This is a genomic window from Bradyrhizobium sp. STM 3843, from assembly GCF_000239815.1.
Taxonomy (GTDB): domain Bacteria; phylum Pseudomonadota; class Alphaproteobacteria; order Rhizobiales; family Xanthobacteraceae; genus Bradyrhizobium.
This window is the reverse complement of sequence record NZ_CAFK01000059.1, coordinates 1-14,611: the sequence shown is the minus strand read 5'-3', so window position 1 is coordinate 14,611 and position 14,611 is coordinate 1. Positions and strand designations below refer to the sequence as shown.

The following is a 14,611-nucleotide window of genomic DNA, read 5'->3' as shown; positions in this document are numbered from 1 at the left end:
GCAGCTGGCGGTTCATCTCTTTCCACTTCTCGGGGGCGGCCTGCTCGGGCGAGCCAGGACGGAAGGCGCAGTTGTCGCGGGGCTCGCTGAACGACGCGCAGGGGGCGGAATCGTCCCAGATCAGCGCGCCGTCAATCGGCTCCCAGGCGGTCCGGCAGTTCGCGCAGACGGCGATTTGCCGGCCATAAAATTTGATGCCGTGATCGGCATGCAGCCGCACGCGCGGGCTCTTGCAGGACGGGCAGCAATCGGCAGTGCCGGGGATGGCCTTGGCGATCTTCGCCGCCCGCCGCGCCCGCCGATTGGGGGGCTGGCGGACTTCGAATTTCACCGGCATGCGGAAGTGTCGGCGTCAGAATTGGAGATGGCTGCTATCGAGGCCTCACCCGGGGATCGGGCAGGATAGTCAGAACAGACACCAGTAATTTCAATAGGTTGTGGGTGGTTCGAATCCAGCTGCCCCGACCACCCCCCATTTGAAATCACCGCGCGGACACACCACCGGCATGATCTGGTCGCCGCGGGTATTGCGCTATCTCGGAACGTTTAACACTCGTGTCTGGCGGCGATGACCGTCATATACACGCAGTGCGTGTATGATCCTCACGTGCGATGGCGTTTCCGGTCGCGGGCAGTTGCGATCGCAAATGGCGCGTGGCTGTCTGAAATAAAAATTCGGATGCTCCCGGAGCGGCAAACTCGAGAGCATCCGAAGTGGAGCGGCTGAATCCGGGGAAGGAACATCCGCTGTGGTTACCTTCGCTTGAATCGAAATCCGGCGTCTTTGCGCTAGATCAACCGCGTTGCGCGCGATCGTCGCACCTGACGCGAAGCATCGGACATCAAGCGAAGGGGCGGCAGCATAGCATGCTGCGGAACGGGTGACAGCTGTCAGCCAGCAGTGCCGGTCGCAACGCGCGGCGGCGGCATTTTGAAGTGCTGCTTGGCATAGGCAATGATCTGCCGGTCGCTCGGATGATCGGCCGGCTCGACCGCGACGACGCGCTTGCCGATCGCCGGATGCTTGTCCTGCAGATAATGGGCAAGCTCGGTCTTCGCCCCGGCCGGTCCGATGATGAGGATCTCGCCGGCGTCGCTGAGCGCGCTCGCGACCTCCTCGAGGAAATGCTTGTCGGTCGCCGCGTGCCCGCTGCCGATCGCATTGGCCTTGTGGTGCAGATGGCGCGTCGGCAAATGCGGATGCAGCGTCATCTCATCGGCACCGGTGAGGCCGATATGGAACACCTTGGCCTCGGCGTGATCGAGCCACACAACGGCATGAAAATGGGTCGGCATGAATCTGTCCTGTCAGCAGGGCCGTATCCGGATCGCGCGAGCAGACGCGCAGCGGAGTACGGCGGTACGTTGATGGCAGACTCTTAGCCGGGGCTGTCCGGCTGCGATTGACTCAGGTCAACCGCGCGGCTCCGACGCGGACCCCTCATCGGCCTGGTCGATGGGCCGGCCAAGCGTGAACTGGCCGACCGGGCCCTCGACGTGGAACGGAATGCCGGTCGCCTTTTCGAACAGGTCGATATTGCAGGTGCCGACGGCGCAGGCGCCGAGCCCCATATCGGCGGCCATCAGATAGAAGGTCTGCAGCAGTCCGCCGACGTCCTTCAGGGTCAGCGCGTAGGCGATCGCGCTGTATTTCCAGGCCAGGCGCGCAAAGCGCGAGGCGACCGTGATCAGGATCTGCGGACGGCCCGCGGCATCCATCGCATACTGGGCGGAGTCCAGCATGTCAGCGACGAGCGCGGGCTGGGCTGGAACCAACGAGAGCGCATGGGCGTCGGCATCGTAATGGTAGAAGCCGGGGGCCAAGCCGTCGCAACGGGCCACCGCCAGGTACAGTTCGAGTTCGTAGGCGCTGCCCGCGGACGGGTAGGGCCGTCGCGTGTAGTCGAGGACCGGGCTATCGGCTTCGTCGTCGAGGCTGCTCTCCCAGCGCGACAACACCCGGGCGGTGCCATCCAGAAACAGCGAGAGTTCTGGCAGCGTGATCGGCCTGACATCGTCGTGGTCGCGCACCGAATGCCGCGCACGAAACAGCTTTGCCGCTTGTGAGATCGTTTCGGCCGGCTCCGCGAGCGCGCGCTGAAGATCGATGCGTTGGCCAGGCCAGGGTGGCCGGATCGCGGGCGGCGGCTCGATCCAGCCGACATAGGGATAGACACCGCCGAGCGGATTGGCCTGACGGCCCTCGGCGCTGCGGGCATGAAACAGAAGGTCGTGGAAGTCCCACATCACGAGCGCCGGGTCGCCCTCGCTCGGACGGCGGCCGTCATCATCGGGACGCTCCAGCCGGAACAGGATGCCACACGCCAACAGCAGAGCGAGCAGGTCCATGCCGGGAAAACCGGAGATCGCCCGCAGCTTGCTGACCTTCTGCGGCGCGGCCAGCACCGTCAGCATCGCCGCCACGGCCGGATCGCCGATCCGAAACAGCGCGCTGGCGCGGGGGGATTCCAGCACCATCTCGCCGGCGCGCCGGCGCAGATAGGCGAAACGCGACATCACGATGGTGTCGCCGTTACCAAGCTTCGCCAGCTGCGGCTGATAGTCCGGCATCTGCGGCTCGATCACCGCGACCTCATGGACACCGGCCTTGCGCGTCACCAGGTATTCGACCAGGCCCTGACGCGCGAGCTGTTGCACCAGCGTGGCGATCTCATGATCGGCCGGCTTGCTGCCTGCCAGAGCAGAGAGCTTGATGCCATCCCGCAAGCTCAGCGCGCGCTTCGCGGCGGCCTGGCTGAAGTTTCCGAGATCGAGCGGATAGTCGTTGACGACGGCCGTCAGGCGGCTGCCGGCTGCGGCCTCAAGCGCAACATGCGGGCTGAGACGCACCGAGAGCACGAGCGATGCAGGTCGTTGAGCCGGCGCTTTCGCGGTTCTTTTCGCAGCGGTCGCCTTTTTCGTGCGCTTGGCCATGATGCCATCACGTGTGCGGCAGGAACGGCGTCAGCTCGTGCTCCGGGATCGGCGCCTCGCGCAGGCCGAGCTTGACCGGCACCTGATACAGCCGTCCGGGGGCAAAGCGCCGGTAGAAGTGCCGCAGGCCGGGCACGATGACGCGGACCACGGAGACGCCGACATCGGGCCGGGTCTGGTCGAGCACCAGGAAGTCATGCCCAGCGCGTCTTGCGATCTCCACGCAGGCGTCGACCTGCTCGCGCGTGGTGCTGCGCGGGATCGGAAGCCCAAGCTCCGGACGCGGGATCGGCTTCTCGGCCGGCAGCAGGAACGGGTGGTCGTCGAGCTTGAGCGGGGTGACGCCATCGAGGCTAGGCTTCTCGCCAGAGCCGCCGCCCATCAGTCCGATCGCGAGGAACTGGCTCAGCTCGGTCATGGCACGCAACAGGGCGATGCGTGGATCGAAATGCGCGCCGGAGCCGAACTCGATGTTCTCGTGGCCGTCCTGCATCCAATGCATGATGGCAACGAAGGTCGGCACGCCGAGATCGCTGGTGATGTCGAGCACCCACAGTTTGCGCCCGGCCTCAGTGAACTGGTGACGAAGATCGCTGACGTAGGAGTCCTCGAAATGGTCGAGGTCAACAGCCGCGCGCTGCGAGCGGTTGTACCACCAGATCGCGTAGGAATCGCGCTCGACCAGTTCAAGGAAGCCCTGCACGATGGCTTCCTCCAGCGTGTTGCCGGCCGCGCAGCCGTTGGAGTCGGCATGGAACGAGCGCGGCCCGCTGTAGAAGAAATAGAGCTGGCTGGTCGGAACGTACCTGAACTTGTTGTCGCGCAGGGACCACACCGGAGACCACTCGATCTTCGCGGTTGGATCGAACGGCTCCGGCGCCGGCTGGGTGTCGTCGTGATGGGTGTGGTCATGGCGATGCTCATATTGGGCATCGCTGAACAGCAGAATGTCGTTGGGCTTGAGCGCATCGCCGTCCGCGAAATCCGTGAAGCGCTTGGTCGCGCGGATCTCGTCACCCTGGAAGATGCCGGAGTAGCGCTCGATCGCCTCCATCAGCGCGCTGGCCTCGCCCTGTTCGGCGGTCGAGCCCTTGCCGAAGCTGCCGCCTTCGAGACCCGATCTCAGCTGGCCGACGCTCTGGGCCGGCGCGGAGAAATTATGCTGCGCGAAAAAATTGGTGTTCATCGGCAGGTCGGCATCGATCCGCTCGAGCCGCTTGACCACGCCGGTCAGCGGGCTGACATGCCGCCTGAACCGCGCCACGGTGGCGCGCGAGGTCACGGTGCGATAGCCGCCCGAGGTGATCAACAGCTTGGCGCCGGGACCGAGCGTGATCGGCTCGGGCGCGCGGCGTGGATTGACCAGCTTCTTGTCGCCGCAGGTCGGGCATTGCGGGCGCTGGGCGACGTAATGCCTGGCGATGTTGGCGCCAGTCAGGTCGTAGCTCAGAATGTGATCGCGCAGGTCGGTGCGGAATCCGGTCGCGATCGCCTTGGCGATCTCGACCGCCGCGAACTGGATCGCATTCTGGCCGAGCGGGTTGCGGGCCAGCGGCGACGTGGCCACTGCGCGGGCGCCGCCGCGGTCGAGAAAGCCTTTGACCTCACGGTTGCGGATCATGCGGTCGAACAGGCACGTCCAACAGGCTGTATGGCCGGGATTGAACAGGGGCCCGACCAGCGGCGCCACTCCGGACGGCTGCACCAGCAGCCACGGCGTCTTGTCGGCCACGCGCGTCCGGTTGAGCGCGATGAGCTGCCCTTCCAGATAATCGTTGACCAGCGTGACGGTAAGGTCGGGCGAGCGATTCACCACGCGGACCCCGAGCTTGCCGAGCGCCGCGGTCAGCTCGGCCGCGCCCTTCACGTCGATCGCTTCGATCCGCACCTTATGGTTGGCGAGATTGCGCGCGGCCTCCTCTGGCGGCAAGCCGATGCTCGCCCAATAGCCGGCCGACACGTCGTGATTGGCGGCTGCGCCATTGACCACATAGCGACGCTCGAGCAGGCGGTTGATCGCCTCTTCGACCTTGGCTGCGGGAAAGGTTTTCCCGAGCTTGGCGATCAGGTCGCCTGGACTTTTTCCGCCCTGGCCGATCGCAGAGGCGAGTGCGCAATAGAGCTCGCCGTGGAGGAAGAATTTTCGGTCTTCGGAATAGATGCAGACCACATCCGGCGGCATCACATAGGCGGTGAAGTTCGGAGCGAATTGCAGCGTGGTCTTGCGTGAGGCCGAACCGGTCCGAGAGCGCGCCGTTTTTGTCGGGCGTGTAGTCATGGCTTGCGTCCCTGCGAGTGTGTGCCGGCGATGCCGCGCGACCGGGGACAGCCTGTTTTGGTAACAGGAATGTGCTGGCGCTGGAGTGACATGGCGGGGAAGGTTGGGGAGGGCATGTCAGCTGAGAAGATCTGGCCCGAACGGGGAGCTCGGCTGACGATGCGGTCAAGACACAAATCAGCCGGGTCGACCTCGTCGGACCCGGCCATGAGACAATCTCCTCGATCAGCAGATCGATGGGCTGAGCCGCTCAGCAGAGGCGGCAGGCGCCCCACGAGATGCAGCAACCGCCGCAGCCTCCGCAACCGCCACACCGGCAGCCACGGCAACCACGACACCCGCAGCCGCGGCAACCACGGCAGCCGCCGCAGCCACGCCACGCGGTCTGCACCGTGTTGCCCGCATTCTCCTTATCGAACAGGTGGAATGTCGAGAGCGAGACGTCAGCGATTTCCTCTTCGCTGAGCGTGATCGGATGCGTCGCGGACAGGTCAACCGTCTTTGGAGCGTCAGCAGCCGGCATCGTCGCGGCCGAAGCGCCGATCATCGAGAAACCCAATCCGGCCGCACCCAGCGCGGGCACGGCGGCCTTTACCGCACGCTTCCGTTTAGAAGCTGGCTTCGTCTGTGACATTAAAGTCCTCCATTCCCAGAAGGTTTGTGCCGATCCGCCCCGCTTGATAGTACGCTGCACCTTCGAGTCATGCAAGGCAGGAGAAGAATTTGCTTGTTGTAACGTTTTGCTTTCATTCATCTTTGTGAACGTCAGCGACGTCGTGCCGAAGCGGAATCGTCACAATCATCATGGCTCGATATTGTTCCTTGATCGCGTCGCATTCGTGTTTCGGTGCGGCGTTGCAGCAAGCGTGCGTGAGAGGCTGAGCTCATGACCAACAATCATGGACATTTTGTGTGGTACGAGCTGCTGACCACCGACATGGCCTCGGCGGAGCGCTTTTATCGCGAGGTGCTCGGATGGGGCGCGCGTGATGCATCGACAGAGCAGTTTCCCTATCGGCTGTTGACGAGCGCCGAAGCGCCCGTGTGCGGGCTGATGGCCTTGCCGGCGGTGGCGTTGCAGAGTGGTGCGATGCCGCGATGGGTCGGCTATGTCGCTGTCGACGATGTGGACAGTGCCGCGGAGCGCCTCGACGCCATGGGAGGTCGGGTCTATGTCCCGCCGACGGACACCAATATCGGCCGGATTGCCGTGGTTGCGGATCCGCAGACGGCGACGCTGGCGCTGGTCGAAGGGCTGAAGCTCGCGCCGCAGCCGGCGACGGGCGACCTGGTTGGGCGGGTCGGCTGGCACGAACTCCTGGCAGGCGACGGGCCGGCCGCCTTCAGCTTCTATCATCGATGGCTGGGTTGGCAGCAGGCCGCGGATGACGTCGGGGTGATCGAGGGCTACCAGTTGTTCTCCGCGGGCGCGGAGACCATCGGGGGCATCTTCACCAAACTGGCCCGCGCGCCGTTCCCGTTCTGGCTCTATTATTTCAATGTTGACGATATCACGGCTGCGCTGCAGCGCGTGTCGGCACTTGGCGGCCAGGTGGTTCAGGGACCGCTGGATCTGCCCGATGGCGTCTGGGTCGCCCGCTGCATCGATCCGCAGGGCGCGATGTTCGCTGTGCAGGGCAAGCGCGTCGGCCGTGCGGCCGGGGAGCCGGCTGACGTCGAGGTCGGCTGGTCGGCGGAGTGGGGCGGCTTTGCCTCGCGCGGCCGGATCGTCACCAGGCCGGCGTCCGGATCATCTCCGCAACGAGAATCGCGGAAGCCTCGGCGCTAGCGCGACGCGGATCGCTCAGGTCGGTTTTGGCGCCGGCTTGGGCAACGGCTTGTCCTGGCGCTTCGACCAGGAAATGTAATAGGCGACCGTGGTCATGATGGCGATGCCGGCAACGCTAACCAGGATCTGGGCGAGCAGCGAGCCCGAGCTCATCATCAGCGTGAAGTGTGCGACGAAGGAGAGGAAGACGCCGACGCAGAACACGGCGAGCGATTGCTGACCACAGACCACCAAGGGATCGAAGACCTTCCACTCCAGTCCCGCCCAGCTCTTCGGTACGAAGCGGATCACCAGGATCACGATCACCACGAAATGCAGGAAGCGATAGGGGGCGAGGTTGGTCTTGTCGTTCGGATTGAACGCGCTGTACAGCCAATCCGGAAATAGCGCCCCGAAATCGGGAAAGCGGCCGGCCATGGTCATGATCAAGGCGAACAGCAGATAGGCCAGGCAGAAATACAAGGTGATCGGTGCCATGATGATCGACATCGACCGCCGGGCGCCGCCGAGCGCACACCACGAGCCGAACACGAACAGCACCTGCCAGCAATAAGGATTGAAATACCAGGTGCCCTGCGGATAGGCGGCGAAATTCCAGCCGAAATTGCGCGCCGCCAGCCAGAGCACGATGGAGGCGGCCATCGTCAGATCGGGCTGGCGCAGCATCAGCCACAGCACCGGCGGGAAGAACCCCATCAGCACGATGTACAGCGGCAGCACGTCCAGATTGACCGGCTTGAACTTCAGGATCAGGCCTTGCCCAAGCGTGTCGGTGGCGTGATCCACCAGGCCTGCCACGTTGAATTCGCTGATGATGTCGGAATCGCCAAAGCGGCTCGCGAGATAGCTGATGGCCGCGATGTAGATCACGAACAGGACGATGTGGGCGACATAGAGCTGCCAGACCCGCTTGAACAGGCGGGTGGCGCCGACGATGAAGCCGCGCTCGATCATCATTCGTGCGTAGACGAAAGAAGCGGTGTAGCCGGAAATGAACACGAACAGGTCGGCGGCGTCGCTAAACCCGTAATTTCGTGTGGTGATCCAGTTCACCACATTGTCGGGAATGTGATCGAGAAAAATCGCCCAGTTGGCGATCCCGCGAAACAGGTCGAGCCGGAGGTCGCGTCCCTTCTCGGGCAATGTGGCCTTGATGTCCATGGGTCGGCTTCAACGCGCTTGTTTCGATGACGATTATCCGGAAGCAGGAGAGCCCCGCGGCAATCCTCCCAGATTGTCACGGGGCGGCAGAATGACTATACGGACCAGGAAAACGTGCATCCAGGGTAGGAATCACCGATCACATTCCTGAAAGGTGCCTCTAACCTATCCCGGAAATTTCCGCCACGCGCTTTCCTATCGCTCTGAGGGGCCCCGATCATCCATGACCGCACGAATTTTTAAGCCGGCCAAGAACGCGATGCAATCCGGCAAGGCCAAGACCCGGGAATGGCAGCTCGATTACGAGCCGGAGCAGCCGCGCGCGATCGAGCCTTTGATGGGCTGGACCTCCTCGTCGGATATGAAGCAGCAGCTGACCCTGCGCTTCCAAACCAAGGAAGAAGCGGTGGCCTATTGCGAGCGCAAGGGCATCCCGTACGAGGTGATCGAGCCGAAGGAGCCGGTGAAGCGGCAGATCGCCTATGCCGACAACTTTTCGTTCCGCCGCGGCGAGCCGTGGACGCATTAAATTGGACCCATTGAACTGGACGCATTGAGTTGGACGCCTTGAGGCGGCGCCGCTGCGTGCTATTTCGATAGGGGTGGCGGCTCGACCGGCAGGGGAGCGTCTTTCGCGACGCCGAGCACCGGGAAGCTTCGGATCGCGCGGATGCCGGGCAGGGCGGCAAATTGCCGAAGCTGCCGGCTCATGCCTTCGACGCTGGACGAGACGCATTTGAGCAGAAAGTCGGCTTCGCCTGACAGGCGCCAGCATTGCTGGACCAGGGGAAGCGCCGCGATCGCGGCTTCGAACGTCTCGATCGCGCTCTGCTGCTGGCTCGCGAGCTGGATCGCGACGAAACTGACGACCTCGTAGCCCAGCGCCTTCTCGTCGAGGGTGGCGCGGATCGTCTTGATGACCCCGCTGCTCCTCAGCGCGCGCACCCGCCGCAGGCAGTTGGAATGGGAGATGCCGATCCGGTCGGCAAGGTCGTTGTTGCGCAGCCGGCCATCGGTCTGGAGTTCCGCCAGGATCCTGCGGTCGATCTCGTCCAGGGCCTCGTCCTGTGCCATGCGATCCTCAGCCGGCGCGTCGCGCGCTGCTGCGCTTGCCGTCCAGGCCAAGCTGTGCGGCTTGCGGCATCACGCCAGACAGGACGAGCTTCTCGTGGGCTGCGATGATCGCCTCCCGGGTCAACCGCCCGCCCGGGCGATACCAGTTGCAGAGGCCGGTCAGGAGGGCAAGGATCGCGAAGGTCGCGACCTGGATATCGACGACCTCAAAGACACCCTCGGCGACCCCGTCGGCAAGAATGTCGGCGAGCCGCTGCTCATAGGTACTGCGCAGCGCCACGATCGCGGCGTAATTCTTAGGTTCCAGGCTGCGCAGCTCGGAATTGGCAATGAAGACCTCGCGCTTCCTGGTCATGTGATAGGTGAGGTGGAAGGTCACGAAGGTCCGCAGCCGCTCGGCCGGTCCCTGCCTGTCCCGCAGCGCCTGTTCGAGCGCGCGGAGCAATGTGTTCATGTGATCCTGCACCAGATCGAACAGCAGCTCCTGCTTGGTGCTGATGTGGTTGTAGAGCGAGCCCGGTTGGATGCCGACCTCGGCCGCAAGCTGGCGCAGGCTCATCGCCGCATAGCCGTGTTCGAAGATCAGGCGCAGACCCGCTTTCCGGATCGCCTCCATTGTGGTCGGACCGTGTGAGCCGATCGTGCGTGCCATCTCGCGCCTGTCCAATCGCACCTGCCCGAAGGCAATTCGCCCCAACCGCCATTTGCCTGCCGCAAATGAACTGGAAACGAGCGGACGTTCGTATCTTAATTGCACAAAAGTGTCGTTATTTCAATTATCTAAAGAGATCATCTGTCGAATAAAACTAGCGCTTGAGTGTCAGATAAAAAAACGTATGATCGTTTAATTGTTAGGGAGGAGTCATGCCGGGCCAGTCAAGCCGCGCGGGGCGGGGACAGCCTGCACGCAAAGATGGTAGACCCGGTCGTCACGCGGCCGGGCCCCGATCCGGTGCGCTGGACCCGAGTTTCAACGGCCTCCCCACCTCGCAACCCAGGCGCCGGTGATGACGCTTCATTCGACGATTGATCCGGCATCCTCGGATTTTGCGCGCAACGCGGAGGCGATGCGTGCGCTGGTCGCGGATCTCCGCGCCAAGCTCGGCCAGGTGGCCGAGGGCGGCGGCGAGGCCTCACGCAGCCGGCATCTGGGGCGCGGCAAGATGCTGGCGCGGCAGCGCGTCGATCTGCTGCTCGATCCCGGCACGGCCTTCCTGGAGCTCTCGCCGCTCGCGGCCTACGGCCTCTATGGCGGCGATGTGCATTCGGCAAGCATCGTCACCGGGGTCGGGCGGATCGCAGGCCGCGAATGCGTCGTGGTCGCCAACGACGCCACCATCAAGGGCGGCACCTATTACCCGATGACGGTGAAGAAGCATCTGCGCGCGCAGGACATCGCGCGGCAGAACAATCTGCCTTGCGTGTACCTGGTGGATTCCGGCGGCGCCTTCCTGCCGCTGCAGGACGAGATCTTCCCCGACGAGAGGCACTTCGGCCGCATCTTCTACAATCAGGCGCAGATGTCGGCGCAAGGAATCCCGCAGATCGCGATCGTGATGGGCTCCTGTACCGCCGGCGGAGCCTATGTACCGGCGATGTCGGACGAGAGCATCATCGTCCGCAATCAGGGCACGATCTTCCTCGGCGGCCCGCCGCTGGTAAAGGCCGCGACCGGCGAGGTGGTGAGCGCGGAGGAGCTCGGCGGCGCCGACGTGCATTCGCGCCAGTCCGGCGTGACTGACCATTATGCGCAGAACGACGCTCACGCGATCGGGATCGCGCGGCGGATCGTTTCGACCTTCAAGCCGCCGGGCCCGCGCGCTTCGCTCAACATGCGCGAGGTGCGGGAGCCGATGTTCGCGCCGGAAGAGATCTATGGCATCGTTCCGGTCGACGGCCGCAAGCCGTTCGACGTGCGTGACATCATCGCGCGCGTCGTCGACGGCTCCGAGTTCGACGAGTTCAAGAAGCTCTATGGCCAGACCCTGGTCTGCGGCTTCGCTCATATCTGGGGCTACCCGGTCGGCATCATCGCCAACAATGGCATCCTGTTCAGCGAGAGCTCGCTGAAGGGCGCGCATTTCATCGAGCTGTGCTGCCAGCGCGGTATTCCGCTGGTGTTCCTGCAGAACATCACCGGCTTCATGGTCGGCAAGAAATACGAAGCCGGTGGCATCGCTCGCGACGGCGCCAAGCTGGTGACGGCGGTCGCGACTGCGTCGGTGCCGAAATTCACGGTCGTGATCGGAGGCTCCTACGGCGCCGGCAATTACGGCATGTGCGGCCGCGCCTATGCGCCGCGCTTCCTGTGGATGTGGCCGAACGCGCGGATCTCCGTCATGGGCGGCGAGCAGGCAGCGATGGTGCTGAGCCAGGTCCGCCGCGACAACATCGAGGCCAAGGGTGAAAGCTGGCCTGTCGAGGACGAAGAGAAGTTTCGCGCGCCCATTCGCGCGCAATATGAGAGCCAGGGCAACCCCTATTACGCCACCGCGCGGCTGTGGGACGATGGCGTGATCGACCCTGCCGACACCCGGCTGGTGCTCGGGCTTGGGCTTTCCGCCGCGGCGAATGCGCCGATCGAGCCGACCAAATTCGGCCTGTTCAGGATGTAGTGATGGCCCATCCCGGATTGTATCGACGTTTTCGCAAGCTCCTGGTCGCCAATCGCGGTGAGATCGCGGTCCGCGTCATCAAGACCGCGCGCGCGATGGGCCTGAAGACCGTTGCGGTCTATTCCGAAGCCGATCGTAACGCCATGCATGTCGCCATGGCCGATGAGGCTGTGCTGCTCGGACCGGCGCGGGCCCGCGACAGCTATCTCAATATTGCGCGGCTGATCGAAGCAGCTCAGCTGACCGGCGCCGAGGCGGTGCATCCCGGCTACGGCTTTTTGTCGGAGAGCGCGGAGTTCGCGCAGGCCTGCCTCGATGCCGGGCTCGTCTTCGTGGGGCCGACGCCGGCCATGATCACGGCGATGGGCTCCAAATCGGGCTCGAAATTCCTGATGGAGCAGGCCGGCGTGCCGCTGGTGCCCGGCTATCACGGCGAAGCCCAGGACGAGACGACGCTCGCGAGCGAAGCGGCACAGATCGGCTTTCCAGTGCTGGTCAAGGCGTCGGCCGGCGGCGGTGGGCGCGGCATGCGCGTAGTCCATTCGGCGGGCGATCTTGCGGCCGCGATCACCAGCGCCAAGCGCGAGGCCAAGGCGGCATTCGGCGATGATCGCGTGCTGGTCGAGAAGTTCGTCGAGAACCCGCGCCACATCGAGGTCCAGGTCGTCGGCGACAGCCACGGCAATCTGGTGTCGCTGTTCGAGCGCGAATGCACTCTGCAGCGCCGGCACCAGAAGGTGGTCGAGGAGGCGCCGTCACCGACGCTCGACGCCGCGCAGCGCGAGACGGTCTGCGCCGCCGCGCGACGGGCGGCTGCGGCCGTGGACTATGTGGGGGCCGGCACCATCGAGTTCGTCTCCGACGGCAAGGACGTGTTCTTCATCGAGATGAACACCCGTCTGCAGGTCGAGCATCCTGTCACAGAGCTGATCACCGGCGTTGATCTCGTCGCGTGGCAGCTCAAGGTCGCCTTCGGCGAGGAACTGCCGCTCAATCAGGACCAGATCAGGCTGAATGGCCACGCCATCGAGGTGCGGGTCTATGCCGAAAATCCCGCCAAGAATTTCATGCCGTCGGTCGGCACGATCAAGACCTGGCGTTTGCCTGCCGAAACCGCCGGATTGCGCGTCGACGCCGGCTATCGCGAAGGCGATTCCGTCTCGCCCTACTACGATGCGATGCTCGCCAAGCTGATCGCCTGGGCGCCGACGCGGCAGGCCGCGATCGATCGGCTGAATGGCGGCCTTGAGGAGACGGATGTCCGTGGCATCGTCACCAACATCCCGTTCCTGTCGGCGCTGGTGACGCATCCGGGCGTGCGCGCCAACGCGGTCGACACCGGCTTCATCGAGCGTGAATTGCAGGCGCTGACGCCGCCGGCCGCAACCGCCGGCGATCTGGAGCTTTGCGCAGCTGTTGCCGCCATTCTCGCCGAGGAGCAGCGCAACGCGGCACAGGACGGGTCTTCGCCATGGGGCAGCTCCGGCTGGATGCCGGTGGGGCGACGCCAGCGCGTCTTCGCTTTCCGGGAGCGGCAAGGCGGCGGTGAGCACAAGGTGACCCTCGCTTACGGACGCGGCCCATCTGCGCTGTCCATCGGCGAGCGGGAATTCTCGTTTGCCTCGCGTCCGACTGGGAACGGCGGGCTTGATCTTGTGCTCGTCGGCTTGAAGTCCCATGTGGTGGCCGTTCTCGAAGGCCACGAGCTCTACTTGCGTACCCGCAATGGGCGGTTCGACCTGCATTGGATCGATCCTTTCGGCGGTGATGCCGAGGAGCAGACTGGCGAGGACAAGATCGTTGCGCCGCTGCCGGGTACCGTTGTGGCCCTGCTGGCTGAGGAGGGCACAACCTTGGAAAGGGGCGCCGCGATCCTGACCTTGGAAGTCATGAAGATGGAGCAGACCTTGCGCGCGCCTTTCGCCGGCGTGCTGAAAGCCATCAAGTGCAAGGTCGGCGACATCGTCCAGGAAGGTGCCGAGCTCGCGGAAGTCGAGCCGTCATCCTAATCAGGGAGGCCGCCATGAGCGACCGCGTCCGTATCATCGAGATGGGCCCGCGCGACGGGCTGCAGAATGAAAAGACGCCGCTCAGCATTGCCGACCGCATCGCGTTCGTGCGGGCGCTGGTGGGAGCAGGGCTCAGCACGGTCGAAGTGGGCGCCTTCGTGTCGCCGAAAGCGATCCCGCAGATGGTCGGCTCCGACGAGGTGATGCGGGGCGTCTCCCAGCTTGGCGGCGAATTCCACGTGCTGGTGCCGAACGTGAAAGGCTATGAGGCGGCACGTGCGGCGGGGGCAAAGGTCATTTCGGTGTTCGCGGCTGCATCGGAAAGCTTCTCACGCGCCAATATCAACTGCTCGATTGCGGAATCTCTCGAGCGCTTCAAGCCCGTGATCGCCCGTGCCAAGACCGACGGCATCAAGGTGCGAGGCTACGTCTCCTGTGTGCTCGGCTGCCCCTATGAGGGCGCGATCAAGCCGCAGGCGGTCGTCGACGTTGCCAAAGCCCTGTGGGATCTCGGCTGCTACGAGATCTCGCTCGGCGACACCATCGGTGTCGGCACACCGCGCCAGGCGCGCGAGATGTTGCGCGCGGTCGGCGGCGATGTGCCGCTTGCGCACCTCGCCATGCATTTCCACGACACCTATGGCCAGGCCTTGGCCAATCTCTATGCCGGGATGGAGGAGGGCGCCCGCGTGATCGACGCCGCCGCCGGTGGTCTCGGCGGCTGCCCGTTCGCGCCGGGCGCGACCGGCAA

General features: G+C 64.4%; 13 protein-coding genes. 6 read left to right on the top strand and 7 right to left on the bottom strand.

The annotated features are described in order from the left end of the window. The 4 genes from BRAS3843_RS08865 to BRAS3843_RS08850 all read right to left on the bottom strand — a co-directional run. Positions 1 to 337 (bottom strand): hypothetical protein (locus BRAS3843_RS08865; protein WP_201768846.1); only part of this gene is annotated, 337 nt, incomplete at its 3' end. Positions 338 to 891: 554 nt separating this feature from the next. Further along, positions 892 to 1,296 carry a hypothetical protein gene (locus BRAS3843_RS08860; RefSeq protein WP_008968491.1) on the bottom strand — a complete coding sequence of 135 codons (405 nt, stop codon included), beginning with the start codon at positions 1,294 to 1,296 and terminating at the stop codon, positions 892 to 894. Between the two features lie 117 nt (positions 1,297 to 1,413). Beyond that, positions 1,414 to 2,934, bottom strand: coding sequence for a SagB family peptide dehydrogenase (locus BRAS3843_RS08855; protein WP_008968490.1), 1,521 nt, complete (start codon positions 2,932 to 2,934; stop codon positions 1,414 to 1,416). A gap of 7 nt (positions 2,935 to 2,941) precedes the next feature. After that, on the bottom strand, positions 2,942 to 5,212 hold the full coding sequence (locus tag BRAS3843_RS08850; protein ID WP_008968489.1) for a TOMM precursor leader peptide-binding protein: 2,271 nt from the start codon (positions 5,210 to 5,212) through the stop codon (positions 2,942 to 2,944). Between the two features lie 392 nt (positions 5,213 to 5,604). Here BRAS3843_RS08850 and BRAS3843_RS41405 point away from each other — a divergent pair, with 392 nt between their 5' ends. Continuing rightward, positions 5,605 to 6,102 (top strand): hypothetical protein, encoded by a 498-nt coding sequence (locus BRAS3843_RS41405; RefSeq protein WP_175361096.1) that lies wholly within the window; start codon positions 5,605 to 5,607, stop codon positions 6,100 to 6,102. Beyond that, positions 6,099 to 7,001 (top strand): VOC family protein, encoded by a 903-nt coding sequence (locus BRAS3843_RS08845; RefSeq protein ID WP_008968487.1) that lies wholly within the window; start codon positions 6,099 to 6,101, stop codon positions 6,999 to 7,001. Before BRAS3843_RS41405 ends, BRAS3843_RS08845 begins: the two co-directional genes overlap by 4 nt. A 15-nt stretch (positions 7,002 to 7,016) precedes the next feature. On the opposite strand, the gene BRAS3843_RS08840 is transcribed toward BRAS3843_RS08845, so the two are convergent. Next, positions 7,017 to 8,162, bottom strand: coding sequence for an OpgC domain-containing protein (locus tag BRAS3843_RS08840; RefSeq protein ID WP_008968486.1), 1,146 nt, complete (start codon positions 8,160 to 8,162; stop codon positions 7,017 to 7,019). A 223-nt stretch (positions 8,163 to 8,385) separates the two neighbouring features. Here BRAS3843_RS08840 and BRAS3843_RS08835 point away from each other — a divergent pair, with 223 nt between their 5' ends. After that, positions 8,386 to 8,691 (top strand): ETC complex I subunit, encoded by a 306-nt coding sequence (locus BRAS3843_RS08835; RefSeq protein WP_008968485.1) that lies wholly within the window; start codon positions 8,386 to 8,388, stop codon positions 8,689 to 8,691. Positions 8,692 to 8,750: 59 nt separating this feature from the next. On the opposite strand, the gene BRAS3843_RS08830 is transcribed toward BRAS3843_RS08835, so the two are convergent. Together BRAS3843_RS08830 and BRAS3843_RS08825 are read right to left on the bottom strand one after the other, a co-directional pair. Further along, complete coding sequence (locus BRAS3843_RS08830; protein ID WP_008968484.1) at positions 8,751 to 9,236, bottom strand: Lrp/AsnC family transcriptional regulator; 486 nt, start codon at positions 9,234 to 9,236, stop codon at positions 8,751 to 8,753. 7 nt (positions 9,237 to 9,243) lie between these two features. Then, a complete protein-coding gene (locus BRAS3843_RS08825) occupies positions 9,244 to 9,888 on the bottom strand; it encodes a TetR/AcrR family transcriptional regulator (RefSeq protein WP_008968483.1) in 645 nt (214 codons plus the stop codon). A 355-nt stretch (positions 9,889 to 10,243) separates the two neighbouring features. Between BRAS3843_RS08825 and BRAS3843_RS08820 the strand changes: the two genes are divergently transcribed. From BRAS3843_RS08820 to BRAS3843_RS08810, 3 genes are all read left to right on the top strand, one after another. After that, positions 10,244 to 11,851, top strand: coding sequence for a carboxyl transferase domain-containing protein (locus tag BRAS3843_RS08820; protein WP_008968481.1), 1,608 nt, complete (start codon positions 10,244 to 10,246; stop codon positions 11,849 to 11,851). Positions 11,852 to 11,853: 2 nt separating this feature from the next. Beyond that, positions 11,854 to 13,860 (top strand): acetyl-CoA carboxylase biotin carboxylase subunit, encoded by a 2,007-nt coding sequence (locus BRAS3843_RS08815; RefSeq protein ID WP_008968480.1) that lies wholly within the window; start codon positions 11,854 to 11,856, stop codon positions 13,858 to 13,860. Between the two features lie 14 nt (positions 13,861 to 13,874). After that, the coding region (locus BRAS3843_RS08810; RefSeq protein ID WP_035981184.1) for a hydroxymethylglutaryl-CoA lyase at positions 13,875 to 14,611 on the top strand (737 nt) is incomplete at its 3' end.